This is a genomic window from Stenotrophomonas sp. INTA L402-1, from assembly GCF_059295135.1.
This window is the reverse complement of record NZ_JCAFWP010000030.1, coordinates 14,242-37,566: the sequence shown is the minus strand read 5'-3', so window position 1 is coordinate 37,566 and position 23,325 is coordinate 14,242. Positions and strand designations below refer to the sequence as shown.

Genomic DNA, 23,325 nt, shown 5'->3' with positions numbered 1-23,325 from the left:
ACCCCTCATGACTGCCCCCCACGCTTCCTCCAATTTCGATCAGGCCGAGCTGGACAAGTTCGCCGCGCTGGCCAACCGCTGGTGGGACGCTGACGGCCCGCAGAAGCCGCTGCATGCGCTGAACCCGGTGCGCCTGCAGTACGTGGCCGATCGCGTGCCGCTGCGCGGTGCGCGCGTGCTCGACATCGGTTGTGGTGGCGGCCTGTTGAGTGAAGCGCTGGCCCAGGCCGGTGCTGACGTCACCGCCATCGACCTGGCCCCGGAACTGGTCAAGGTCGCGCGCCTGCATGCGCTGGAAAGCGGCGCCAAGGTCGATTACCGGGTGCAGGCTGCCGAAGATCTGGCCGCCGAGCAGCCGGGCAGCTTCGATGTGGTCACCTGCATGGAAATGCTCGAGCACGTGCCCGACCCGGGCGCGATCATCGAGGCCTGCAAGCGCCTGCTGAAGCCGGGCGGCCACCTGTTCCTGTCGACCATCAACCGCACCGCCGCCGCCTTCGCGGTGGCGATCGTCGGCGCCGAGTACGTGGCGCGGCTGCTGCCCAAGGGCACGCACCACTACCAGGAATTCATCAAGCCGGCCGAGCTGGCGCGCTGGCTGCGCGAGGCCGACATGCAGCTGGTGGATGTCAGCGGCATGGCCTACGAGCCGTGGCGCAACCATGCCCGCCTGAGCAGCCGTACCGACATCAACTACCTGGCCTACGCGGTCAAGCCGGCATGACCGCGGCCCGCTTCCCGCGCGCGGTGCTGTTCGATCTGGACGGCACCCTGCTGGACAGCGCGCCGGACTTCGTCGCCACCTGCGACGCGATGCTGGCCGAGCGTGGACGCGCACCCATCGATCCGGCCGCGCTGCGCCCGGTGGTGTCGAAGGGCTCGCGGGCGATGGTCTCGGCTGCGTTCCCGGAACTGGACGTAGCCGCACGTGACGCGCTGATCCCGGAATTCCTGCAGCGCTACGAAGCATTGATCGGCCAGCACGCGGTGCTGTTCGATGGAGTGGCCGGCATGCTCGCCGCGTTGGACGACGCCGGTACGGTGTGGGGCATTGTCACCAACAAGCCTGAATACCTGGCGCGCTTGATCCTGCCGCAGCACGGCTGGCAGCAGCGCTGTGCGGTACTGGTGGGTGGTGACAGCCTGGCCGAACGCAAGCCGCATCCGCTGCCGCTGCTGCACGCCGCACAAGCCATCGGCATCGCCGCCGAAGACTGCGTGTACGTGGGCGACGACGAGCGCGACATCATCGCGGCACGTGCCGCCTCCATGCCGTCGGTGGCGGCGCTGTGGGGCTACCGCCTGCACAGCGACGATCCGCTGGCCTGGCAGGCCGACGTGCTGGTCGAGAACGCCGAACTTCTGCAACTGGCCAGTCTCTGGCCGACCCGGCCGGCAGCCCCGGCCCAGCCGTAAGGAATCACGTAGTGAGCAGTACCGCGCTGGACAGTTTCCTCGACAAGTGGCGCAGCCGTTGGCCGGAGTGGTCGGTGGCCGCCCCGTTCGTGGCCGAATCGCAACGCGAGCTTGCGGTGGCGTGGTTCGCGCTGCTGCAGGAATTCGACGACATGCTCAACACCAGCGGCGACCCGTTGCCGGCCGACGCCAAGCTGGCATGGTGGGGCGAGGAGCTGCGCAGCTGGGCCGCGCATCGTTCGCGCCATCCGCTGGGCCGCCTGCTGGAGCCGGTGCGTGCGCCGTGGGCGCAGCTGGCCGAAGCACTTCCGGATCTGGTTGAAGCACGCACGGTCGCGCTGGATGCGGCCGGCGCCGAGCGCGCGCTGGCGAACTACGCAGAGGCCGTGGCCGCGGTGGAGGCAGCCCTGTTCGCGGACAAGCCGCGCACCGGCGCCGGTCGCGCAGTGCAGCTGCAGACTCTGGCCCAGCGCCTGCAGGATGCCGGCGTAGCCGGTGTGCCGCGCAGCCTGCTGGACGGTGATGCCAGCACGGCCGCACAGCGCTGGGCGCAGCATCTGTTGAAGGGCTGGGGCAGCCGCGTGCCCGGCCCGCGGCCGCGCCGCGTGTGGTCCAGCCTGGCGCGTGCACGCGTTGCCGCGCAGGCGGCAGGCAAGCCGATCGAAGCCACGCCGGTACGCACCCTGCTGCGTGTGTGGTGGGCTGCGCGCGGCTGATGCCGCTGCGCTCGCCGGGCATGGCCCGGCGCTACCGGGCGCGGTAATCGGGTAGCGCCGGGCCATGCCCGGCGGCCGTTCGTCGCGCGTTACTTCCGTTCCAGCACCAGTAACGGGTCGATACGGGTATCGAACCAGTTCATGCCCCAGTGCAGGTGCGGGCCGGTGGCACGACCGGTGGCGCCGACCGCAGCGATCACCTGGCCCTGTTCCACACGGTCGCCAACTTTTACGTCGATGCGCGACAGGTGCAGGAAGTTGGAGCTGACACCGAAACCGTGGTCGAGCAGCAGCGTGCCGCCGGTCAGGTACAGGTCGGGGCCGGCGAAGGTGACGATGCCGGCCGCCGGCGCCTTCACCGGCGTGCCGGTCGGTACCGCGATGTCCATGCCGGAATGACCTGCGCCGGGCTGTCCGTTGTACACGCGTGCGTTGCCGAAGCGGCCGCTGATGCGGCCCTGCACCGGCCAGATGAAGGTCTGGGTGAAGTCGGTGCGATCGTCATCGCGGGCACGCGCGGCGGTCACCTGTGCCTGTTCGCGCTTGATCCGCTCGGCAATCGCCGACGGCGGGTTGACCGTCTTCGGCGGCACGCCGTTGACCCGCTCGGTGGGCCAGTCGCGCGGGGTCACCGCAATGGTCGCGGTCTCGCTGCCACCATCAGGGCGTTGCACCTGCACGCGCAGCGGACCCTTCTCGTCGCGGCCGATGCCGAACACCACGCTGCCATAGCCGCTCACCCGCAGTTGGCGGCCGGCGTACTGCACGCGGCTGCCGGCGGGTACCTTGCCGATCACCAGTGCGCCCTGCGATGCGCTGGCCGGGAACACCACCCGGCTGTCGATCAGGCTGCCGATGCCGTCCTGTGCCTGCGCCGACGGTGCGGTGAACAGGGGCGCGGCCACCAGCAGCGCCCCGATCAGAAGTGCGGAGCGCATCAGCGGTCGTAGGTCATGCGCTGGCCGGCCGGCTCGCCCACCAGTTTGCTGCCGTCCCACACCAGTTGGCCATTGACCCAGGTGGAGGCCACGCGCGAGCGGAAGGTCGTGCCTTCAAACGGCGACCAGCCGCACTTGGACAGCACGTCCTCGCGCTTGACCGTGAACGGCACGTCCTCGACCAGCACCAGGTCGGCGAAGTAACCCTCGCGCAGGAAGCCACGTTCTTCCACGTCGAACAGCTGTGCCGGTGCGTGCGCGAACTTCTGCACCACCTGCTCGCGGGTCAGCTTGCCTTCGTGCACGCGTTCCAGCGCGGCCACCAGCGCGTACTGCACCAGCGGCAGGCCCGACGGCGCCTGTGCGTAGGGCTTCTGCTTCTCTTCCCAGGTGTGCGGCGCGTGGTCGGTGGCCAGGACGTCCAGCACGTCATCGGCCAGCGCGGCGGTGATCGCCTCGCGGTCGGACACTTCCTTGATCGCCGGGTTGCACTTGATCAGGTTGCCCTTGGTCGCATAGTCCGGGCGCGCGAAGTGCAGGAAGTGCACGCAGGTTTCGGCGGTGATCTGCTTGCGGCTGCCGTCGGCGCGGATCAGCGGGCCCTTCTCGAACAGCGCCAGCTCATCGGCGGTGGAGATGTGCAGCACATGCAGGCGGGTGCCGTGCTTGCGCGCCAGCGACATCGCCAGGCGGGTCGACTTGATGCAGGCCTCGCGCGAGCGGATGTCCGGATGCATGTCCGGGGTCAGCGCGTCGCCGTATTTCTCCTGGAAGGCCTTCAGGTTGGCGTCGATCATCGGCGTGTCTTCGCAGTGCGTGATGATCGGCGTCGGGCATTCGCGGAAGATCGCGTCCAGCGTTTCCGGATTGTCCACCAGCATGTTGCCGGTGGAGGCGCCCATGAACACCTTCACGCCCGGGGCCTTCTTCGGGTCCAGCGCACGGATGGCGTCCAGGTTGTCATTGCTGGCGCCGTGGTAGAAGCCGTAGTTGGCCCAGGCGCGGCCGCGCGCGAGCTCGTATTTGGCTTCCAGGATGGTCGAATCCAGTGTCGGCGGATTGGTGTTGGGCATGTCCATGAAGCTGGTCAGGCCACCGGCCACCGCAGCTGCCGATTCGCTGGCGATGTCGCCCTTGTGGGTCAGGCCCGGTTCGCGGAAGTGCACCTGGTCGTCGATCATGCCCGGAAGCAACCAGCGTCCGGCTGCGTCCACCACCTGCTCGCCGTCGCGCGGCACCAGCCCGTTGCCGATCTGCGCGATGCGGCCGTTCTCGATGCGCAGGTCGCCGTCGAAGGTGCGGCCTTCGTTGACCATGCGGGCGTTGGTGATGAGGGTGGAGGACATGTCAGTGTTTTCCTGTGCAACGGCAAGAGGGGGCGTTGGGGGACTCGGGCACGGGGTCGAAGCCGCCGGGATGGAACGGGTGGCAGCGGCCCAGCCGGCGCGCAGCCAGCCAGCTTCCGCGCAGCGGGCCGTGCCGCGAGATGGCGTCCATCGCGTATTCAGAACAGCTCGGCACGAAACGGCAGCGTGGCCCCAGCAGGGGGCTGATGAAGCGCTTGTAGAAGCGCAGCAGGGCAATGAGCAGGCGCGAGATCACCCAGTCATCTTATGCCAGTTGGCATGAAGGCCGCATTTGTGCAGGATGGGCCGTTGGTCGCATGTCGCCGATGGCCTGCGACCGGTACCAGCGCCTTCGGGTGCTGGCCAGGTTCCGTACCGCGCAAGGCGGTCCGTGTTCGTCGGACTGCCTCCAAGGGCGCCTTGACTCCAGGACTGAATGGAGCAGGGGGTCGAGGTTGCTGCTGCGGGTCGGGTAGGCTATAAAGGCCCGCTTTCCCGGGCCCCGGGGAATCCAAGGAAGAGCGTTTCGTGGCTGCTAAAAAAACTGCAAAGAAGGCCGCAACGGCCGCCAAGAAAACCGCCAAGCCTGTTGTGAAGAAGTTGGCGGCAAAGCCCGTTGCCAGGAAACCGGCCAGCAAGCCGGCGACCAAGGCAGCGTCCTCGCAACCGGCGGCCAGGAAGGCCACCGCAAAGAAAACGCCGGTCAAGGCAACCAAGCCGGTGGCGAAGAAGGCTGCTGCGCCCGCCAAGGCCAAGCCTGCCGCTGCCAGCAAGAAGGCGCCGGTGGTGAAGAAAGCCGCCAGCAAGGCCGCGCCGGTGAAGAAGGCCGCCGCCAAGCCGGTGGCGAAGAAGGCAGCAGCCAAGCCGGCGCCGAAGGCGGTGGTGAAGAAGGCTGCGGCCAAGCCGGTCGCCAAACCTGCAGCGAAGAAGGTTGCTGCGGCTAAACCGGTGGCCACGCCTGCCGCTGTAAAGAAAGTCACCAAGAATGTTGCCGCGCCGGCCGCAAAGCCGACCCCGGCCCCCGTAGTGAAGTCCGCACCGAAGCCTGCCCCCAAGCCGGCTCCGGCCAAGCCTGTCCCGGCCAAGACCGTGGCAGTGGCAGCAGCCCAACCGGCCCCCAAGCCGGCCCCGGCTGCCGCTCCTGCTGCTTCGAAGGCCCCGCAATCCAAGAATCCCGTGCCCGTTTCGAAATCGCCTGCCAAAACCGCCGTGAAATCCGATTCCGCCCCGAAGACCGTGTCGCGCCCTGTCGGCAAGGTTGCCGTGGCCGTCGCCGCCCGCTCGGCGGCACCGGCCCCGCGCAGCAAGTACAAGGTGGTCGAGTACAAGACCGACGAGGCCACCGGCCGCCCGATCCTGCCGGCTGGCTACAAGCCGTCCTCGGAAGAGGAATACATGAGCCCGCTGCAGCAGGAGTATTTCCGTCAGCGCCTGCAGAACTGGCGCGCGGACCTGGTGGAAGAGTCCAAGCAGACCATCGAGAACCTGCGCGAGGAAGTGCGTGACATCGGCGACGAAGCCGAGCGCGCGACCCGCGAGACCGAGAACTCGCTGGAACTGCGTACCCGTGATCGCTACCGCAAGCTGATCGGCAAGATCGACAGCACCCTGAAGCGCCTGGAAGCCGGCGACTACGGTTACTGCGTCGACACCGGCGAAGAAATCGGCCTGGAGCGCCTGGAAGCGCGCCTCACCGCCGAACGCACCATCGACGCCCAGGAGCGCTGGGAGCACCTGCAGAAGCAGCAGGGCGACTGATTCCTGATCGTTGTCTGGTCATGCGAAAAACCCGGCCTCGGCCGGGTTTTTTGTTGGGTGTGGTTGGCTCTGTAGAACGGCGCCTTCCGGGTATCGGAGGGAGCCTGCGGGTGGGACCGGGCAGGACACGCTGCAAGTACATCCCGGTAAGCTCGGCCGCGGCATCCATGCCGCGGACGGTCCTGCCCGGACCCACCCGCAGGCTCTCAACGGTTTCCTGCGTGCGCGGTTGCTGTAAAGCCGAGCCCATGCTCGGCTCGGGCCGAAGCCGGAGGGCAAGGAAGAGCAAAAGCAAAAGCAGCCAAGCATGGCTTGGCTCTACCAAGGGCGGTCATGCGTGCGCTCGCGGCTGTTGGGTCCGCCTTGTAGCGAGCCGAGCACCGCAGGGGAATCAGGGGCGAAGAGGCGCCGCTGTTTGAGCGCAGCGAGTTCGGCGCCGTCCCCTGATTCACCGAGGAGCACAGGGCACCGGCGCGCAGCGCCGGCTCGCGGATGGCGGCGCGTTTCTTTTGGTTACTTTTCTTTTCGCGCGAAAAGAAAAGTGACACCCCACCGCGGTCACGGAAAGAGCCCGCCGGGCATGGCCCGGCGCTACCGGCGCGTGGGCGCGCGGAAATCCGCTCTATTGCAGGTCGCGAAGATTCAGTTTCCGCAACGTCGGGTTCTTCCACGCCGTGATCCCGGCCACGCTCAGCACCGCGAACCCACCCAGCACCACTGCCGGCACCAGGCCGAGCAGCTTTGCCATCGTGCCGGCATAGAACGCGCCCAGTTCGTTGGACGAACTGATGAAGATGCCGTTGATCGACGACACCCGGCCGCGCATTTCTTCCGGTGTAGCCAGCTGCAGGATGGTCGAGCGGATCACCACCGACACGCCGTCGAAGGCCCCATAGAACAGCAGGATCAGCGCGGACAGCCAGAAGTGCTGCGACAGCCCGAAGCTGATCACGCACAGGCCGAAGCCGGCCACCGCGAACAGCAGCACGCGGCCGGCATTGCGGTGCAGCGGGTGGCGCGCCAGCCACAGGCCAACGCAGACCGAGCCCAGCGCCGGCATTGCGCGCAGGATGCCCAGGCCTTCCGGACCGTGGTGCAGGATCTCGTGCAGGAACGCCGGCAGCATCGCCACCACGCCGCCCAGCAGCACCGAGAACATGTCCAGCGCCATCGCCCCGACCATGATCCGGTTGCCGACCACGAAGCGCGCGCCTTCAGCGATGCTCTTGAAGATCGGGGCGGCCGGACCGGTATGCACCGGTTCTTCCACCTTCAGCGTGGCCAGGCAGGCCATCGCCACCAGCGCGAAGCCCGTGGCCACCGCGTAGGACAGGCCCTTGCCGCCGAAGCCGACCAGCACGCCGCCCAATGCCGGACCGGCCACCATGCCGGCCTGGAACACCACGGCGCCGAGGCCAGCGCCACGTGCGAACTGGTCACGGGCCAGCACGCGGGCGAACAGTGCGTTGTAGATCGGCGACAGGAAGGCGCGGACCATGCCGGTCAGCGCAATGGCCGCATAGATCGGCCACACGCCTTCGAACGGCAGCCAGCCCTTGGCCACGCCGGTCAACACCAGCGCGGTGGCGATCAACCCGGAGCAGGCGACCATGCCGAGCCGGCGGCGCGGCAGGTGGTCGACCAGATAACCGGCGAACGGTGCGACGCAGAAGAACGGCAGCACCTCGGCCAGGCCAACCAGGCCCAGCGAGAACGGATTGCGGGTGACTTCGTAGATGTGCCAGCCGACGGTGACCGCGACCACCTGGTAGGACAGCATCGCGAAGATGCGGTAGGCCAGCAGCTTGGCGAAACCGGGCCGGGACAGCAGCCCCAGCGCGGTGTCTTCGGCCGTGGCGGGTTCGCTCACGACGGGTCGCGCTGCAGCTGGGCCTGCGCGGTCTCGCGGATGAAGGCCAGCATCGCCGCCACGCCGTTGCTGCGGGTGGGTGAGAGGTGGCGGGCCAGGCCGATGTCCTGGATGTAGCTGGGCTCGGTATCCAGGATCTCCTGCGCCGAGCGCCCGGAGTACACGCGCAGGGCCAGGAAGATCAGGCCGGAAACGATGGCCGAATCACTGATGGCGTGGAAGCGCAGCGACTGCGCATTGCCTTCCGGCACGATCCAGACCATCGACTGGCAGCCGAGCAGGCGGTGCTCTTCGGTCTTCCATTCGTCCGGGAAGGCGGGCAGCTTACGGCCGAGGTCGATCAGATACTGGTAGCGCTCGGACCAGTCGCCGAAGAAGCCGAATTCCTCGGCGATGGCGGTCTGGGCCTCGGCGGCGGTGGGTTCAAGCGGGAACGGAGAGTCGGTCACAACAGTCTCTACAGTGGAGCGTGGCCGGCGGACCGGCCACGGGGCAGGGTGGGTCAGCCGCGCTTGCGCGACCAGCGCACGCCCTGCGGGGTGTCTTCCAGCACGATGCCTTCGGCGGCCAGCTGGTCGCGGATGGCGTCGGAACGGGCGAAGTCGCGTGCCTGCTTGGCGGCGGCACGCTCGTCGATCAGGCCCTGGATGCGGGCATCTTCGCCATCATCGCTGGCCGCGGTGCCGAACCACTGCGCTGGATCGGCCTGCAGCAGGCCCAGGGCCAGGCCGGCACCGAGCAGTTCGCCCTTCAGGCGCGCCTGTTCGGCCGGGTCGGTGGCCCGGCGTGCATCGGCGGCGATGCGGGCCACTTCGGCCAGTGCCTGCGGGGTGTTCAGGTCGTCATCAAGAGTCGCCTCGACCGTGGCCGGGATCGCCACGACCGCCTCGACCGACGCCAGCTCGCGCAGGGTGCCGTACAGGCGGTCCAGGGTGCGCACCGACTGCTCGATGAGGCCATCGGACCAGTCCAGCGGCTGCCGGTAGTGGGCCGACAGCAGGGCCAGGCGCAGCGCTTCCGGCGGGTGCTGGCGGACCAGGTCGTGCACGCGTTCGATGTTTCCCAGCGACTTGCTCATCTTGGCGCCGCCGAAGTTGAGCATGCCGTTGTGCAGCCAGAAGCGGGCGAAGATCTTGCCGCCGTGGGCGCATTCGCTCTGCGCAAGCTCGTTCTCGTGGTGCGGGAACTGCAGGTCGACGCCGCCGGCATGGATATCGATGGTCTCGCCCAGGTGGGCGGCGGCCATCGCCGAGCATTCGATATGCCAGCCCGGGCGGCCACGGCCCCAGGGAGACTCCCAGCCAGGGAGGTCGTCGCTGGACGGCTTCCACAGCACGAAATCACCCGGGTCACGCTTGTACGGGGCCACGTCGACGCGGGCGCCGGCCAGCATCTCTTCCGGGTCGCGGCGCGAGAGCTTGCCATAGCCTTCGAAGCTGGCCACCGCGAACAGCACGTGGCCTTCGGCGGCATAGGCATGACCATTGGCGATCAGCTGCTCGATCATGGTGATGATCTGCGGGATGTGCGCGGTCACTTCCGGCTCGATGTCCGGCGGCACCACGCCCAGCGCGGCCATGTCTTCACGGTAGGCGGCGGCGAACCTGTCGGTGATGGTGCTGATCGGCACGCCCTGCTCACGCGCGGCGTTGTTGATCTTGTCGTCTACGTCGGTGATGTTGCGCGCGTAGCGCAGGCCACCGAAACGGCGCCGCAGCAGATCGGCCAGCACCCCGAACACCACTGGGCCACGGGCGTTGCCGATGTGCACGTAGTTGTAGACCGTCGGGCCGCACACATACAGGGTCGGACAGGCCGGGTCGAGCGGGGTGAACGGTTCGAGCTGGCGAGTCAGGTTGTTGTGCAGGCGCAGGGTCATGGGGCTGTGGCTGGGGGACAAGCCTGTGATTTTAGAACGTGTCGGCCCCCTTTGGGGGCACCGCCTGCCACCGGTGGACGCCGGGTCCAACCAGGGTGGGGTGGGCAGGAGCAGCGTGGACGGGTAATGTTCAGCCCCTTGCGCTCGCCACTGCCTACACTATTGCCGTGTCCTTGCTCCCTTCGCCAATGAAATCCACCGCGTTGCTGACCCTGGCCTGCCTGTCGGCGCTGGCCGCCGTGGCCCAGGCGCAGGAGGCCGAGCCCCGCAACCGGGTGGTGATCGTGGAGAACGTGAAGTTCGACTACGCGCAGGTACTGAACGTCGAACCCGTGTTCCAGACCCTGCGCGCGACCCGTACCGAAGAACACTGCGAGCCGGTCTCGACCCGGACCCTGGCGCCGGTCAATGTCACTGGTGAGGAGCCGGTCGAGGACAAGGGCCGGATCAGCCGCTTCTGGGACTCGGTACGCTCGATGTTCAAGCGCAGCGATGAAGAGGTCTCCGAGGATACCGCCGCCGAGTCACCGGCTCCGGCGCCGGCACCGGCCAACAATGGTCCGATGCTGACCCGCGACTGTCGCATCGTGCCGGTGGGACGTGAATTCCGCCGGCCCATCGCCTACGACGTGGACTACGTCTACAAGGGCACCAAGTACCGCTCGCGGCTGCCGGAAGACCCCGGCAACCGGCTCAAGATCCGGGTGTCGATCACCCCCTGGGTCGGCCCCGAGCAGGGCGCCGCCGGCAATCCCTGATTCTGCGACCCCGGCCCCTTGCGTCGGCCCCGGCCGCATGCAAAGATGGTTGACCATGAAGCTCACCGACTTCCAGCACGACAGCAGCGCAGCCCGACAGGCGTCGGGCATGACCTCGCGTGCGCGTCGACCGGAACCCCACATCCTCGCTGGGTAACCGGAGCTTTTTGCTGTTCGTCCGAAAAAAACCCAGCCCGCCGGCTGGGTTTTTTCGTTTCCGCGTCATGAAAGCTGCAACTGCAACCTTTTCGTACCACCTTTGCTTCCTGTTTTCCCTTCCACCGCGTCGAACCCGGCGCCGCTACGCAAGGAAAGATGATGTCCCCCAAGCACTTCCTGAACACCCAGGACTGGAGCCGCAGCGAGCTCGACGCGCTGCTGACCCAGGCCGCGCTGTTCAAGCGCAACAAGCTCGGCGACCAGCTCAAGGGCAAGTCGATCGCGCTGGTGTTCTTCAATCCGTCCATGCGCACCCGCACCAGCTTCGAACTGGGTGCGTTCCAGCTGGGTGCCCACGCGGTGGTGCTGCAGCCGGGCAAGGATGCGTGGCCGATCGAGTTCAACCTCGGCACGGTGATGGACGGCGATACCGAAGAGCACATCGCTGAAGTGGCCAAGGTGCTGGGCCGTTACTGCGACATCATCGCCGTGCGCGCGTTCCCCAAGTTCATCGACTGGGCCTACGACCGCCAGGACATCGTCCTCAACAGCTTCGCCAAGTACTCGCCGGTGCCGGTCATCAACATGGAGACCATCACCCACCCGTGCCAGGAGCTGGCCCACATCATGGCCCTGCAGGAGCACTTCGGCACCCAGGACCTGCGCGGCAAGAAGTACGTGCTGACCTGGACCTACCACCCCAAGCCGCTGAACACCGCAGTCGCCAATTCGGCGCTGACCATCGCCACCCGCATGGGCATGGACGTGACCCTGCTGTGCCCGACCGCCGACTACATCCTCGACGACCGCTACATGGGCTGGGCCGAGCAGAACGTGGCCGAGAGCGGCGGCTCGCTGAAGATCAGCCATGACATCGACAGCGCCTACGCCGGTGCCGACGTGGTCTACGCCAAGAGCTGGGGCGCGCTGCCGTTCTTCGGCAACTGGGAACCGGAAAAGCCGATCCGCGACCAGTTCAAGCACTTCATCGTGGACGAGCGGAAGATGGCGCTGACCAACAACGGTGTGTTCAGCCACTGCCTGCCGCTGCGCCGCAACGTGAAGGCGACCGACGCGGTGATGGATTCGCCGCAGTGCATCGCCATCAACGAAGCCGAGAACCGCCTGCACGTGCAGAAGGCGATCATGGCGGCGGTTGCCGGGCGCTGAATCAAGCAAGGGGTAGAGCCGACCGTTGGTCGGCTGCTCCCGCAGCGGCGCATCCAACATTTCAGCCGACCAGCGGTCGGCTCTACCGAATTCCCATCCCCCAAGTGGACCTGATCCCCATGAGCAACAAAGACGTCGTTCTCGCCTTCTCCGGCGGCCTGGATACCAGCTTCTGCGTGCCGTACCTGCAGGAGCGCGGCTACAACGTGCACACCGTGTTCGCCGATACCGGCGGCGTGGATGATGAAGAGCGTGATTTCATCGAGAAGCGCGCCGCCGAGCTGGGCGTGACCAGCCACGTCACCGTCAACGGTGGCCCGGCCATCTGGGAAGGCTTCGTCAAGCCGTTCGTGTGGGCCGGTGAGGGCTACCAGGGCCAGTACCCGCTGCTGGTCTCGGACCGCTACCTGATCGTCGATGCCGCGCTGAAGCGTGCCGCCGAACTGGGCACCAACATCATCGCCCACGGCTGCACCGGCATGGGCAACGATCAGGTCCGCTTCGACCTGGCGGTGAAGGCCCTGGGTGACTACCAGATCATCGCGCCGATCCGCGAGATCCAGAAGGAACACACCCAGACCCGCGCCTACGAGCAGAAGTACCTGGAAGAGCGCGGCTTCGGCGTGCGCGCCAAGCAGCAGGCCTACACCATCAACGAGAATCTGCTGGGCCTGACCATGTCCGGCGGCGAGATCGACCGTTGGGAAGCCCCGGGCGAGGGCGCCCGTGGCTGGTGCGCACCGCGCAGCGAGTGGCCGGAGCAGGCGCTGAACGTGACCCTGAAGTTCGTCGAGGGCGAAGCCGTCGAACTGAACGGCAAGGCGTTGCCGGGCGACCAGATCCTGGCCCAGCTCAACAAGCTGTTCGCCCCGTACGGCGTTGGCCGCGGTGTCTACACCGGCGACACCGTGATCGGCCTGAAGGGTCGCATCGTGTTCGAGGCCCCGGGCCTGGTGTCGCTGCTGGCCGCGCACCGCGCGCTGGAAGATGCCGTGCTGACCAAGCAGCAGAACCGCTTCAAGCCGGACGTGGCGCGCAAGTGGGTGGAGCTGGTCTACGAAGGCTTCTACCACGACCCGCTGAAGACCGACATCGAGGCCTTCCTGAAGTCCTCGCAGGCCAAGGTCAACGGCGAAGTGGTGCTGGAAACCCGCGGCGGCCGCGTCGATGCAGTGGCGGTGAAGTCGCCGCACCTGCTCAACACCAAGGGCGCCACCTACGCGCAGTCGGCCGACTGGGGCGTGGAGGAAGCCGAGGGCTTCATCAAGCTGTTCGGCATGAGCTCGACGCTCTTTGCTCAAGTCAACCGTGGTTGACTTGAGCACGAGCCCGCGCATTTCACCTTAACCCTGCGCCGTTGGCGCGCCCCCTTCAACAAGAAGGGGGCTCTCCTCCAGATGCGCTCCGGTAGCGCTGGGCCATGCCCGGCGGAATTCCACAGGATTGTTGATTCATGCTTGAACAGACGCTCGATCACCTGCAGGCCCTGGTGTCCTTCGACACCCGCAACCCGCCGCGTGCGATCACCACCGGTGGCATCTTCGATTACCTGCGCGCGAACCTGCCCGGCTTCAACGTCGAGGTGATCGACCACGGTGCCGGTGCGGTCAGCCTGTACGCCGTGCGTGGTACGCCGAAGTACCTGTTCAACGTGCATCTGGATACCGTGCCGGATTCGCCGCACTGGAGTGCCGACCCGCACGTGATGCGCCGCCTGGAAGATCGTGTGATCGGCCTGGGCGTGTGTGACATCAAGGGCGCCGCCGCTGCACTGGTGGCCGCGGCCAACGCCAGTGATGGCGATGCCGCGTTCCTGTTCTCCAGCGACGAAGAAGCCAACGATCCGCGCTGCATCGCCGCGTTCCTGGCCCGTGGCCTACCGTATGAAGCGGTGCTGGTGGCGGAGCCGACCATGAGCGAAGCGGTGCTGGCGCACCGTGGCATCAGTTCGGTGCTGATGCAGTTCGCCGGCCGCGCCGGGCACGCTTCGGGCAAGCAGGATGCGGCCGCCAGCGCGCTGCATCAGGCCATGCGCTGGGGCAACCGCGCATTGGACCATGTGGAATCGCTGGCCTCGGCGCGCTTCGGCGGGCTGACCGGCCTGCGCTTCAACATCGGTCGCGTCGAAGGTGGCATCAAGGCCAACATGATTGCACCGGCCGCCGAAGTGCGGTTCGGGTTCCGTCCGCTGCCGTCGATGGACATCGATGGCCTGCTGGCGACCTTCGCCGGTTTTGCCGAACCGGAAGCCGCACTGTTCACCGAAACCTTCCGTGGCCCCAGCCTGCCGGCCGGTGACATCGCCGAGGCCGAGAACCGCCGCCTGCTGGCACGCGACGTGGCCGATGCGCTGGAACTGCCGATCGGCAACGCGGTGGACTTCTGGACAGAGGCCTCGCTGTTCTCCGCTGCTGGCTACACCACGCTGGTGTTCGGCCCGGGTGACATCGCCCAGGCCCACACCGCCGATGAGTTCGTGACGCTGGAGCAGCTGCAGCGCTACACCGACGCCGTGCACCGCATCATCGCCGCCGGCGCCTGATCGACCCCACAACGCCGCCCGGCCCTGGCCGGGTGGAACTGCAACGCGGCGACCGCCGCCTGTGACGAAACCGAAATGTCTCCTGCCCTCCAGCCCCACCGCCAGACCCGCCAGACCATCGTGCGCCTGCTTTCCAGCATGGCCAGCGCGAAGGAGATCAGCCAGTACCTCAAGCGCTTCTCGCAGCTGGACGCCAAGCGCTTTGCCGTGGTCAAGGTCGGCGGCGCGGTGCTGCGCGACGATCTCGACGCGCTGACCTCTTCGCTGTCGTTCCTGCAGGAAGTCGGCCTGACCCCGATCGTGCTGCACGGCGCCGGCCCGCAGCTGGATGCCGAACTGTCGGCCGCCGGCATCGAAAAGCAGACCGTCAACGGTCTGCGCGTGACCTCGCCGGAGGCACTGGCGATCGTGCGCCGGGTGTTCCAGCAGTCCAACCTGCGCCTGGTCGAAGCCCTGCAGCAGAACGGCGCGCGTGCCACCTCGATCACCGGCGGCGTGTTCGAAGCCGAGTACCTGGGCGTGGACACCTACGGCCTGGTCGGCGAGGTGAAGAAGGTCAACCTGGCGCCGATCGAGGCCAGCCTGCGCGCCGGCTCGATCCCGGTCATCACCAGCCTGGGCGAAACCGCGGGTGGCCAGATCCTCAACGTCAACGCCGACTTCGCTGCCAACGAGCTGGTGCAGGAGCTGCAGCCGTACAAGATCATCTTCCTGACCGGCACCGGCGGCCTGCTGGACGAGCAGGGCAGCGTGATCGATTCGATCAACCTGTCCACCGAGTACGACCACCTGATCGCGCAGCCGTGGATCCACGGTGGCATGAAGGTGAAGATCGAACAGATCAAGGATCTGCTCGACCGCCTGCCGCTGGAATCGTCGGTGTCCATCACGCGCCCGGCTGACCTGGCCAAGGAACTGTTCACCCACAAGGGCTCGGGCACGCTGGTGCGCAAGGGCGAGAAGGTGCTGCGCGCCACCGCGTGGAACGAGCTGGACCTGCCACGGCTGAAGGGCCTGATCGAATCCAGCTTCGGCCGCACGCTGGTGCCTGACTATTTCCAGAAGACCAAGCTGCTGCGCGCCTATGTCAGCGAGAACTACCGCACCGCGGTGATCCTCACTGACGAAGCCGAGGGCGTGTACCTGGACAAGTTCGCCGTGCTCGATGATGCACAGGGTGAAGGCCTCGGCCGCGCGGTGTGGAACGTGATGCGGGATGAAACGCCGCAGCTGTTCTGGCGTTCGCGCAATGGCAACCCGATCAATCACTTCTACTATGCTGAATCCGATGGCTGCTACAAGCAGGGCCATTGGAAGGTGTTCTGGTACGGCGCCGATGGCATCGACCGGATCAGCACCTATGTCGACCACTGCGCCCAGCGCGCACCGAGCCTGCAGGGCTGAATGATGGACCATTCCGATCACTGGACTACGATTCCCACCCTGCGCGGCCAGCACGTGACACTGCAGCCGCTGCAGCCCGAGCATGTGCCTGGCCTGCGCGCCGCCGTGGAGGGCAGCGGCCTGGACCAGCTCTGGTACACCCAGGTGCCTTCGCCGGAGCGGGTCGAGCACTATGTGCAGGCCGCGCTGCAGGCACAGGCAGAAGGCAAGGTGCTGCCGTTCGTGATCCTCGATGCGGCGGGTGACATCGTGGGTACCACCCGCTTCTACGACCTGGATGCCGGCGTGCCCAAGCTCAGCCTGGGCTACACCTGGTATGCACCGCGCGTGCAGCGTACTGGCGTCAACACCGAAACCAAGCTGTTGCTGCTGCAGCACGCCTTCGAAACCATGGGCTGCATCAGCCTGGTGCTGGAAACCAGCTGGTTCAACTTCACCTCGCGCACCGCCATCGCCCGCCTCGGCGCCAAGCAGGACGGCGTGCTGCGCAACCACAAGCGGCACGCCGACGGCACGCCGCGCGACACCGTCATCTTCTCCATCATCGATACGGAATGGCAGGGCGTGAAGCGCCACCTGCAGTACCGCCTGGACAGCCACGCATGAACGATTCGACTTTCACCCTGGGCATCGTCGGCGCCCGTGGCCATACCGGCGCCGAGCTGATCAAGCTGGTGGCCGCACACCCGCGGCTGAAGCTGGCCTTCGTGTCCTCGCGCGAACGCGCCGGGCAGCGCCTGTCCGACCACCATCCGGAATTCCAGGGCGAGCTGCAGTACGAGAACCTGGACGCCGACGCGGTGGCCGCCAAGGGCGTGGACGCGGTGATCCTGGCCCTGCCCAACGGCCTGGCCGCACCGTTCGTGGCCGCACTGGAAGCGGCGAAGCCGGACACCGTCATCGTCGACCTGTCGGCCGACTACCGCTTCGACAACAGCTGGTACTACGGCCTGCCGGAGCTGACCCGCGGCCGCTACAACGGCCAGAAGCACATCAGCAACCCGGGCTGCTATGCCACGGCGATGCAGCTGGCGGTGCATCCGCTGCTGGACCTGCTGGCCGGCCCGCCGCAGTGCTTCGGTGTGTCCGGCTATTCCGGCGCCGGCACCACGCCGTCGGACAAGAACAACGTCGAACTGCTCGCCGACAACCTGATGCCGTATGCGCTGACCAACCACGTGCACGAGCGTGAAGTGTCGGTCCAGCTGGGCGTTGCGGTTGAATTCATGCCGCATGTCGCGCCGCATTTCCGGGGCATCACGCTCACCGCCAACCTGTGGCTGAACCGCGTGCAGACCCGCGAACAGATCGTCGAGCGCTTCCAGCAGGCCTATGCGGGCGAACCGCTGATCGAGGTAGTGGATGAAGCGCCGTGGGTCAGCCGCATCGCCGGCCGCCACGGTGCGCAGGTCGGTGGCTTCACCCTGGTCCCGGGCGGCAAGCGGGTGGTGGTGGTGGCGACCCTGGACAACCTGCTCAAGGGCGCGGCCACCCAGGCCATGCAGAACCTCAACCTCGCGCTGGGCATCGACGAACTGACGTCGATCCCGCACTGAACACGTATTCCGGAGCCCCCATGGCAGACCTTCTTTGGCAGAAGCCCGGCGTCGCCGTCGACGCCCAGATCCAGACCTTCCTCGCCGGCGATGACGTGATCCTCGATCGCGAATTCTTCCTGCACGACATCGCCGCCAGCGCCGCGCATGCACAGGGCCTGCAGCACATCGGCATCCTCAGCGCCGATGAGCTGGCGGGCCTGCTGCGCGAGCTCGACGTGCTGGCGCAGGACTTCCGTGAAGGCCGCTTCGTGCTGGACACGCAGTACGAAGATGGTCACTCGGCGATCGAAGCGCGCCTGACCGAACGCCTTGGCGATGCCGGCCGCAAGATCCACACCGGCCGCAGCCGCAATGACCAGATCCTGGTTGCCACCCGCCTGTGGCTGAAGGAGAAGCTGCTGCGTGTGGCCCAGCTCAGCGCCGAGGTTGCCAAGGTCGCGCTGGACCGTGCGCAGGCCGAGAAGGATCTGCCGATCCCCGGCTACACCCACATCCAGCGTGCCGTGGTGTCCTCGGCCGGCATGTGGTGGGCCGGCTGGGCCGAGGCCTTCATCGACAACGCCATCCGCGCGCGCGACACCCATGCGCTGGTCGACGCCAATCCGCTTGGCACGGCTGCCGGCTACGGTGTGAACCTGCCGCTGGACCGTGAGCACACCACGGCCGCGCTCGGTTTCGCCCGCATGCAGATCTCGCCGATCTACGCGCAGCTGTCGCGCGGCAAGTTCGAACTGGCCGCGCTGGAAGCGCTGGGCGGCGCCACGCTGGACCTGCGCCGCATTGCCTGGGACCTGTCGCTGTTCACCAGCGCCGAGTTCGGCTTCGTCGCGCTGCCGGCGCAGTACACCACCGGCAGTTCGATCATGCCCAACAAGCGCAATCCGGACGTGATCGAGCTGATGCGCGCGACCCACGCCAGCGTCGCCGCCGCGCGTACCGAGATCGAGCAGCTGCTGTCGCTGCCGTCGGGCTATCACCGCGACCTGCAGTCGTCCAAGGGCGCCATCTTCCACGGCTTCGGTCGCGGCCTGTCGGCGCTGGAACTGCTGCCGGCGCTGCTGGCCAACCTGGAATGGCGCGACGACAAGGTTCGCGCGGCAATCGACTCGGGCATGTACGCCACCGATGTGGCGGTGGAAGCGGCCGTGGCCGGCGTGCCGTTCCGCGAGGCCTACAAGGCTGCTGCCGCCGGTGCCGACAGCGCAGGGCAGGGGCGTACCCCGGAAGGCAGCCTGGCCGCACGCGTATCGCCGGGTTCGGCCGCCGACCTGCGCCTGGACGAACTGCACGCGCGCTGGCAGGCGCTGTCCTGATGGCCGGCACCGTCTACCTGGTGCTGGCCATGCGCCGGCCCGATTTCAACGCCGCCGCCGTGCAGCCGCACCGTGACTTTCTCGATGCGTTGCAGGCACAGGGCAAGCTGCAGCTGACCGGCGGCTTTGCCGATGGCAGCGGTGGCGCCTATGTGCTGTGCAACGTGGACAGCCTGGCGCAGGCGCAGGCCATCGTCGCCACCGATCCGCTGGTGACGATGCAGGCCTCCGCGCTGACCGTGCACGAATGGAACACCCGCTGAGAGCCTGACCGATGATCCAGCACGCTGCCAACGTCGCTTCGCCGTTCCCGCAACAGGCGCTGCCGCCGTGGCGGCGTGCAGTGCTGAAGGTCGGCAGCAGCCTGCTGGCCGCCGATGGCGGCGGCCTGTCGCCACGCCACGCGCTGGGCCTGGCCCAGTTTGTTTCCGCCAACGTCCTGGCCGGGCGCGAGGTGGTGATCGTCTCCTCCGGTGCGGTTGCGGCGGGGCGCGCGATCCTGCCGCGGGCCGATGAACCCGGTGCGGCGATGGCGGCGCGGCAGGCCCTGGCCGCGCTCGGCCAGGCGCAGCTGATCGGGCTCTGGCAGCGCTTCTTCGAGCGCCCCGTGGCGCAGGTGCTGCTGACCCACGACGACCTGCGCAACCGCCGCCGCTACCTCAACGCACGCGCCACGCTCAATGAGTTGCTGCGGCTGGGCGCGTTGCCGGTGGTCAACGAGAACGACACCGTGTCGGTGGACGAACTCAAGCTCGGCGACAACGACAACCTGGCCGCCACCGTGGCCGCGCTGGTCGATGCCGATGCACTGTTCATTGCCACCGACATCGACGGCCTGTACAGCGCGGACCCGCGCACCGTGGCCGATGCGCGGCCACTGCACGACGTGCCGGAACTGAGTGACGAGGTGCTGGCGATGGCCGGCGGCGCAGGGTCGCGCGCCGGTACCGGCGGCATGCGGACCAAGCTTGAGGCGGCGGCCAAGGCGGGTCGTCTCGGCATCGAGACCTACCTTTTCAACGGCCGCAGCAGCGACGTGGTGCGTGCACTGGCGCAGGACCGCCTGTTCGGCACCCGCATCCACGCCGCGCGCAGCCGCGAGGCGGCCCGCAAGCACTGGCTGCGGCATGCACCGCTGACCGAAGGCGCGATCGTGATCGATGCCGGTGCGGCACAGGCCATGCGTGAGAAGGGCGCCTCGTTGCTGCCCGGTGGCATCACCGGTGCGGAGGGCGCGTTCCGGCGTGGCGATATGGTGCAGGTGTGCTGGAATGCACCACAGGGCCGTGTCTGCATCGCCCGCGGTGTCAGCCAGTACGCCGCCGATGATGTGCGCCGGATCGCCGGTCGCCATTCGCGCGACATCGAGGCCGTGCTGGGCTACAACTACGGTGGCAGTGTCGTCCATCGCGACGATCTGGTGCTGCCATGACCGGTTTGAAGGACTCCCCGATGAGCGAAATCGAAGCGCAGGCGCGTGCCTGCCGTGACGCGGCCCAGATCGTTGCCGGCCTCGACAGTGCGGCGCGCCGCACGCTGCTGCTGGCAATGGCGCAGGCACTGGAAGTGAATGCCGGGCTGATCCTGGCCGGTAATGCGCGTGACCTTGCTGCCGCGCGCGACAAGGGCGTTGGCAGTGCCATGCTCGACCGCCTGGCGCTGGACCCGGCACGCCTGTTCGCGATGGCCGAAGCCGTGCGTGAGGTCGCCGCGCTGCCCGATCCGGTCGGCCAGATCACCCGCGACGATGTGCGTCCAAACGGCATCCGTGTGCAGAAGGTGCGCGTTCCGCTGGGGGTGATCGCGATGATCTACGAGGCACGCCCGAACGTGACCGCCGAAGCGGCCGCGCTGTGCCTGAAGGCCGGCAATGGCGTGATCCTGCGCGGTGGTTCCGAGGCGATCCACTCCAACACCGCCATCGCCCAGGCGCTGTCCGGCGCATTGAAGGCCAACGGCGCACCGCCGGCTGCGGTGACCGTGCTGACCGACCTGCGCCGCGAAGCGATGCTGGAACTGCTGCAGTTGCATGAGCTGATCGACCTGGCCATTCCGCGTGGTGGCGAAGGCCTGATCCGCTTCGTCGCCGAGCATGCGCGGGTGCCGGTGATCAAGCATTACAAGGGCGTGTGCCATCTGTTCGTGGATGCCAGCGCCGACCTCGGCAAGGCCATTGACCTGCTGGTGGATGGCAAGTGCAGCCGCCCTGCAGCCTGCAACTCGCTGGAAACGCTGCTGGTGCACCGCGAGGTGGCCGAAGCGTTCCTGCCGCGCGTGGCGCAGGCGCTGGGTGAGCGCGGCGTGCAGCTGCGCGCCGATGCGCAGGCGCAGCCGCTGCTGCCGGGCAGCATGTTGGCCACTGAAGACGACTATGCCGCCGAGTTCCTTGATCTGGTGCTGGCGGTACGCGTGGTTGACGATCTCGACGCTGCCATTGCGCACATCCGTGCCTACACCTCCGACCATACTGAAGTGATCGCCACCGAAGACGCGGGCAACGCCGAGCGCTTCGTCACTGCGCTGCGCTCGGCGGTGGTGATGGTCAATGCGTCCTCGCGTTTCTCCGACGGCGGCCAGCTGGGCCTGGGCAGCGAGATCGGCATCTCCACCACGCGCCTGCACGCGTACGGCCCGATGGGGCTGGAGGCACTCACCGTCGAACGATTTGTCGTGCGCGGGGAAGGGCAGACCCGCAAGTAGATCCACGCCATGCGTGGATGCTCTTCGCGGTAGACCCCGGCGCCGACCAAGGTCGGCACCCAGGGCAATCGAGTTACAGCACCTCGCGGCGGATGCCGATCGGCCGCGCGTGATCGTCCATGTGCAGCGTGGCGGCCTTGCAGCCCAGCAGGCGCTCGGCCAGCCCGGTGCTGGCGCCCAGGTCGGCGGCCACTTCGTTGAGGCTGGCCAGCGGCCGCGGCAGGCGCCGTTCGTGGCCGCGGAAGCGCGCGCGGTTGTACTCGGCCCAGCCGATCAGCAGTACGCTGGCGCACAGCAGCATCAGCGGCAACGCCACCAGCACATAGGGGTCGAACTGGCTTTGCCGTTCGTACAGCTGCTGCCAGGCCAGCTGGCCGCCGACCAGCCACGACACCAGGGTGACCAGTGGGGCCCACAGGTAGAAGTAGAACCCCCAGAACGCCAGGGTGACGAAGCCCCAGGCGGTGCGTTGGAAGCGTGGTTGGCGATGCGGCTTGCGGATCATCCGCGAGTCGAAGCGGTTGGACGGGCGTTGTGCGTTCATCGGATCCCCCGATCGGGACTGGTCCAGGTGGCGCGCTTGCTGCGACGGCGCAGCAGGGTTTTCGGCAACGCCACCAGGGTGGTGGAAAGGCTGATCAACCAGTACGCCATCGGGTACCAGATGACCCAGAAGTAGTTGCGTCCAATCTGTGTTTCGTAACGACGGTCGATGATCAGGCTGCTGGCGAACTGCAGCAGGCAGACCAGGGCCAGGATCACGCCATGCCACTCCGGCAGCAGGCTGGCGATATGCAGTTGCGGGGGCAGTTCGATGAACTTGCCCAGCGCCCACAGCACCACGATGAACAACATGGTGTAAGCCCAGATCACGCTGAGCACGTACTCCAGCAGTACGCCCCACATGCGCCGCTCCTTCCAGTGCAGCAGCGAGCGGGCGTGGCGCAGCATCACCTCCACGCCGCCCTGGGCCCAGCGCAGCCGCTGCCGCCACAGTCCCTTCAGGGTTTCTGGCATCAGGATGAAGCATAGTGCGTTGGGTTCGTAGCGGATGTCCCAGTGCGCGCGCTGCAGGCGCCAGCTGATGTCGATGTCTTCGGTCACCATGTCATCGGACCACCAGCCGACCTGGTGCAGGGCGGTGCGGCGGAAGCCGGCGATCACGCCGGAGATGGTGAAGATGCGCCCGTACACCCGCTGCGCGCGCTTGATCATGCCGATGATCGAGGAGAACTCGGCCACCTGCAGGCGTCCGAGCAGGGTGGAGCGGTTGCGGATGCGCGGGTTGCCGGTGACCGCGCCGACCCGGTTGCCGCTGACCAGGTGCCAGATCATCCAGTGCAGCGCGTGTTCTTCCAGCATCGCGTCGCCGTCGATGCACACCAGGTATTCCGAGCGTGCGGCGAGCGCCCCCATGCGCAGCGCATTGGCCTTGCCGAGGTTGCGGTCCAGGTGCAGCACGCGCAGCCGTGGGTGCTTTGCCGCCAGGGCGTCCAGCCGCGCACCCGTGTCGTCGCTGCTGCCGTCGTCGATGGCGATCACCTCATAGTCGGCCGGGTAGCGCTGTGCCAGCGCCGCGCCGAGTGTGTCGTCGAGGTTTGCCGACTCGTTGTGGCAGGGAATCAGCAGGCTCGCGAACGGTGGATCGACCATCAGAGGCGGGTCGTTGCGTGGGCGCGAATGGCGTTCGCGCCGGAAGTAGTAATACAGGCCGCCCGACATCCAGAAGAATGCCATCACCATCGGGTAGTAGAAGGCGAACTGGAACAGGACCTGCAGCAACGGATGCATGTCCAT

Annotated in this window: 23 protein-coding genes; 15 read left to right on the top strand and 8 right to left on the bottom strand. The window is 67.3% G+C overall.

The annotated features are described in order from the left end of the window. Window positions 1-7: 7 nt before the first annotated feature. From ubiG to AC5O77_RS16110, 3 genes are read left to right on the top strand one after another with little or no spacing between them, the layout of a single operon-like run. Complete coding sequence (ubiG, locus tag AC5O77_RS16120) at window positions 8-724, top strand: bifunctional 2-polyprenyl-6-hydroxyphenol methylase/3-demethylubiquinol 3-O-methyltransferase UbiG (protein ID WP_014037872.1); 717 nt, start codon at window positions 8-10, stop codon at window positions 722-724. Then, window positions 721-1,416, top strand: coding sequence for a phosphoglycolate phosphatase (locus AC5O77_RS16115; protein ID WP_032130245.1), 696 nt, complete (start codon window positions 721-723; stop codon window positions 1,414-1,416). Before ubiG ends, AC5O77_RS16115 begins: the two co-directional genes overlap by 4 nt. A gap of 11 nt (window positions 1,417-1,427) precedes the next feature. Then, complete coding sequence (locus tag AC5O77_RS16110; protein WP_049460737.1) at window positions 1,428-2,132, top strand: squalene/phytoene synthase family protein; 705 nt, start codon at window positions 1,428-1,430, stop codon at window positions 2,130-2,132. An 89-nt stretch (window positions 2,133-2,221) separates the two neighbouring features. Here the strand turns inward: AC5O77_RS16110 and AC5O77_RS16105 are convergent, their stop codons facing one another. Genes AC5O77_RS16105 through yidD form a run of 3 tightly spaced genes read right to left on the bottom strand, consistent with a single transcriptional unit; the run spans window position 2,222 to window position 4,672 of the window. Beyond that, the gene (locus AC5O77_RS16105; RefSeq protein WP_494506964.1) at window positions 2,222-3,070 is read right to left on the bottom strand and encodes a M23 family metallopeptidase; all 849 of its coding nucleotides are present in this window, start codon (window positions 3,068-3,070) and stop codon (window positions 2,222-2,224) included. Continuing rightward, complete coding sequence (locus AC5O77_RS16100; RefSeq protein WP_478056961.1) at window positions 3,070-4,416, bottom strand: dihydroorotase; 1,347 nt, start codon at window positions 4,414-4,416, stop codon at window positions 3,070-3,072. The genes AC5O77_RS16105 and AC5O77_RS16100 overlap by 1 nt, the downstream gene beginning before the upstream one ends. Before the next feature lies 1 nt (window position 4,417). Then, window positions 4,418-4,672, bottom strand: a complete 255-nt coding sequence (gene yidD, locus AC5O77_RS16095; protein ID WP_014037867.1) for a membrane protein insertion efficiency factor YidD — start codon at window positions 4,670-4,672, stop codon at window positions 4,418-4,420. Window positions 4,673-4,944: 272 nt separating this feature from the next. Here yidD and dksA point away from each other — a divergent pair, with 272 nt between their 5' ends. Then, window positions 4,945-6,174, top strand: coding sequence for an RNA polymerase-binding protein DksA (gene dksA, locus AC5O77_RS16090; protein WP_071229711.1), 1,230 nt, complete (start codon window positions 4,945-4,947; stop codon window positions 6,172-6,174). A gap of 622 nt (window positions 6,175-6,796) precedes the next feature. Here dksA and AC5O77_RS16085 read toward each other — a convergent pair. Genes AC5O77_RS16085 through cysS form a run of 3 tightly spaced genes read right to left on the bottom strand, consistent with a single transcriptional unit; the run spans window position 6,797 to window position 9,923 of the window. Next, complete coding sequence (locus AC5O77_RS16085; RefSeq protein WP_032129395.1) at window positions 6,797-8,044, bottom strand: MFS transporter; 1,248 nt, start codon at window positions 8,042-8,044, stop codon at window positions 6,797-6,799. After that, a complete protein-coding gene (locus AC5O77_RS16080) occupies window positions 8,041-8,493 on the bottom strand; it encodes a SufE family protein (protein WP_005410372.1) in 453 nt (150 codons plus the stop codon). Before AC5O77_RS16080 ends, AC5O77_RS16085 begins: the two co-directional genes overlap by 4 nt. A gap of 53 nt (window positions 8,494-8,546) precedes the next feature. Beyond that, window positions 8,547-9,923, bottom strand: coding sequence for a cysteine--tRNA ligase (gene cysS, locus AC5O77_RS16075; protein WP_032129396.1), 1,377 nt, complete (start codon window positions 9,921-9,923; stop codon window positions 8,547-8,549). 188 nt (window positions 9,924-10,111) lie between these two features. Between cysS and AC5O77_RS16070 the strand changes: the two genes are divergently transcribed. The 11 genes from AC5O77_RS16070 to AC5O77_RS16020 all read left to right on the top strand — a co-directional run bounded on the left by AC5O77_RS16070 (window position 10,112) and on the right by AC5O77_RS16020 (window position 21,528). Then, window positions 10,112-10,681, top strand: coding sequence for a glycine zipper 2TM domain-containing protein (locus AC5O77_RS16070; protein ID WP_032129397.1), 570 nt, complete (start codon window positions 10,112-10,114; stop codon window positions 10,679-10,681). 318 nt (window positions 10,682-10,999) lie between these two features. Next, on the top strand, window positions 11,000-12,010 hold the full coding sequence (locus AC5O77_RS16065) for an N-acetylornithine carbamoyltransferase (protein ID WP_032129398.1): 1,011 nt from the start codon (window positions 11,000-11,002) through the stop codon (window positions 12,008-12,010). Window positions 12,011-12,129: 119 nt separating this feature from the next. After that, a complete protein-coding gene (locus AC5O77_RS16060) occupies window positions 12,130-13,326 on the top strand; it encodes an argininosuccinate synthase (protein WP_125894472.1) in 1,197 nt (398 codons plus the stop codon). A gap of 137 nt (window positions 13,327-13,463) precedes the next feature. Then, window positions 13,464-14,552 carry an acetylornithine deacetylase gene (locus tag AC5O77_RS16055; protein WP_107432060.1) on the top strand — a complete coding sequence of 363 codons (1,089 nt, stop codon included), beginning with the start codon at window positions 13,464-13,466 and terminating at the stop codon, window positions 14,550-14,552. A gap of 75 nt (window positions 14,553-14,627) precedes the next feature. Next, window positions 14,628-15,956 carry an acetylglutamate kinase gene (locus AC5O77_RS16050; RefSeq protein ID WP_049423943.1) on the top strand — a complete coding sequence of 443 codons (1,329 nt, stop codon included), beginning with the start codon at window positions 14,628-14,630 and terminating at the stop codon, window positions 15,954-15,956. A 3-nt stretch (window positions 15,957-15,959) separates the two neighbouring features. Further along, the gene (locus AC5O77_RS16045; RefSeq protein WP_049401159.1) at window positions 15,960-16,562 is read left to right on the top strand and encodes a GNAT family N-acetyltransferase; all 603 of its coding nucleotides are present in this window, start codon (window positions 15,960-15,962) and stop codon (window positions 16,560-16,562) included. After that, on the top strand, window positions 16,559-17,512 hold the full coding sequence (gene argC, locus AC5O77_RS16040; protein WP_478056958.1) for an N-acetyl-gamma-glutamyl-phosphate reductase: 954 nt from the start codon (window positions 16,559-16,561) through the stop codon (window positions 17,510-17,512). Before AC5O77_RS16045 ends, argC begins: the two co-directional genes overlap by 4 nt. A gap of 20 nt (window positions 17,513-17,532) precedes the next feature. Then, window positions 17,533-18,828: an argininosuccinate lyase gene (gene argH / locus AC5O77_RS16035; RefSeq protein WP_317218028.1), complete on the top strand. Its 1,296-nt coding sequence runs from the start codon at window positions 17,533-17,535 to the stop codon at window positions 18,826-18,828. Then, the gene (locus AC5O77_RS16030; RefSeq protein WP_032129404.1) at window positions 18,828-19,091 is read left to right on the top strand and encodes a YciI family protein; all 264 of its coding nucleotides are present in this window, start codon (window positions 18,828-18,830) and stop codon (window positions 19,089-19,091) included. Before argH ends, AC5O77_RS16030 begins: the two co-directional genes overlap by 1 nt. Before the next feature lie 11 nt (window positions 19,092-19,102). Further along, complete coding sequence (proB, locus tag AC5O77_RS16025) at window positions 19,103-20,260, top strand: glutamate 5-kinase (RefSeq protein ID WP_494506963.1); 1,158 nt, start codon at window positions 19,103-19,105, stop codon at window positions 20,258-20,260. Beyond that, on the top strand, window positions 20,257-21,528 hold the full coding sequence (locus AC5O77_RS16020; protein WP_494506962.1) for a glutamate-5-semialdehyde dehydrogenase: 1,272 nt from the start codon (window positions 20,257-20,259) through the stop codon (window positions 21,526-21,528). Before proB ends, AC5O77_RS16020 begins: the two co-directional genes overlap by 4 nt. A gap of 73 nt (window positions 21,529-21,601) precedes the next feature. Here AC5O77_RS16020 and pgaD read toward each other — a convergent pair whose 3' ends face one another. Continuing rightward, on the bottom strand, window positions 21,602-22,072 hold the full coding sequence (pgaD, locus tag AC5O77_RS16015) for a poly-beta-1,6-N-acetyl-D-glucosamine biosynthesis protein PgaD (RefSeq protein ID WP_197616054.1): 471 nt from the start codon (window positions 22,070-22,072) through the stop codon (window positions 21,602-21,604). Next, complete coding sequence (gene pgaC, locus AC5O77_RS16010) at window positions 22,069-23,325, bottom strand: poly-beta-1,6-N-acetyl-D-glucosamine synthase (protein ID WP_010486660.1); 1,257 nt, start codon at window positions 23,323-23,325, stop codon at window positions 22,069-22,071. Before pgaC ends, pgaD begins: the two co-directional genes overlap by 4 nt.

What these genes read in the sequence shown, in the direction of transcription:
- ubiG (WP_014037872.1), top strand. Translation starts at nt 8, where the DNA reads ATGACTGCCCCCCACGCTTCCTCCAATTTCGATCAGGCCGAGCTGGAC.
- AC5O77_RS16115 (WP_032130245.1), top strand. Translation starts at nt 721, where the DNA reads ATGACCGCGGCCCGCTTCCCGCGCGCGGTGCTGTTCGATCTGGACGGC.
- AC5O77_RS16105 (WP_494506964.1), bottom strand. Translation starts at nt 3,070, where the DNA reads ATGCGCTCCGCACTTCTGATCGGGGCGCTGCTGGTGGCCGCGCCCCTG.
- AC5O77_RS16100 (WP_478056961.1), bottom strand. Translation starts at nt 4,416, where the DNA reads ATGTCCTCCACCCTCATCACCAACGCCCGCATGGTCAACGAAGGCCGC.
- cysS (WP_032129396.1), bottom strand. Translation starts at nt 9,923, where the DNA reads ATGACCCTGCGCCTGCACAACAACCTGACTCGCCAGCTCGAACCGTTC.
- AC5O77_RS16070 (WP_032129397.1), top strand. Translation starts at nt 10,112, where the DNA reads ATGAAATCCACCGCGTTGCTGACCCTGGCCTGCCTGTCGGCGCTGGCC.
- AC5O77_RS16065 (WP_032129398.1), top strand. Translation starts at nt 11,000, where the DNA reads ATGTCCCCCAAGCACTTCCTGAACACCCAGGACTGGAGCCGCAGCGAG.
- AC5O77_RS16060 (WP_125894472.1), top strand. Translation starts at nt 12,130, where the DNA reads ATGAGCAACAAAGACGTCGTTCTCGCCTTCTCCGGCGGCCTGGATACC.
- AC5O77_RS16055 (WP_107432060.1), top strand. Translation starts at nt 13,464, where the DNA reads ATGCTTGAACAGACGCTCGATCACCTGCAGGCCCTGGTGTCCTTCGAC.
- AC5O77_RS16050 (WP_049423943.1), top strand. Translation starts at nt 14,628, where the DNA reads ATGTCTCCTGCCCTCCAGCCCCACCGCCAGACCCGCCAGACCATCGTG.
- AC5O77_RS16045 (WP_049401159.1), top strand. Translation starts at nt 15,960, where the DNA reads ATGGACCATTCCGATCACTGGACTACGATTCCCACCCTGCGCGGCCAG.
- argC (WP_478056958.1), top strand. Translation starts at nt 16,559, where the DNA reads ATGAACGATTCGACTTTCACCCTGGGCATCGTCGGCGCCCGTGGCCAT.
- argH (WP_317218028.1), top strand. Translation starts at nt 17,533, where the DNA reads ATGGCAGACCTTCTTTGGCAGAAGCCCGGCGTCGCCGTCGACGCCCAG.
- AC5O77_RS16030 (WP_032129404.1), top strand. Translation starts at nt 18,828, where the DNA reads ATGGCCGGCACCGTCTACCTGGTGCTGGCCATGCGCCGGCCCGATTTC.
- proB (WP_494506963.1), top strand. Translation starts at nt 19,103, where the DNA reads ATGATCCAGCACGCTGCCAACGTCGCTTCGCCGTTCCCGCAACAGGCG.
- AC5O77_RS16020 (WP_494506962.1), top strand. Translation starts at nt 20,257, where the DNA reads ATGACCGGTTTGAAGGACTCCCCGATGAGCGAAATCGAAGCGCAGGCG.
- pgaD (WP_197616054.1), bottom strand. Translation starts at nt 22,072, where the DNA reads ATGAACGCACAACGCCCGTCCAACCGCTTCGACTCGCGGATGATCCGC.
- pgaC (WP_010486660.1), bottom strand. Translation starts at nt 23,325, where the DNA reads ATGGACATGCATCCGTTGCTGCAGGTCCTGTTCCAGTTCGCCTTCTAC.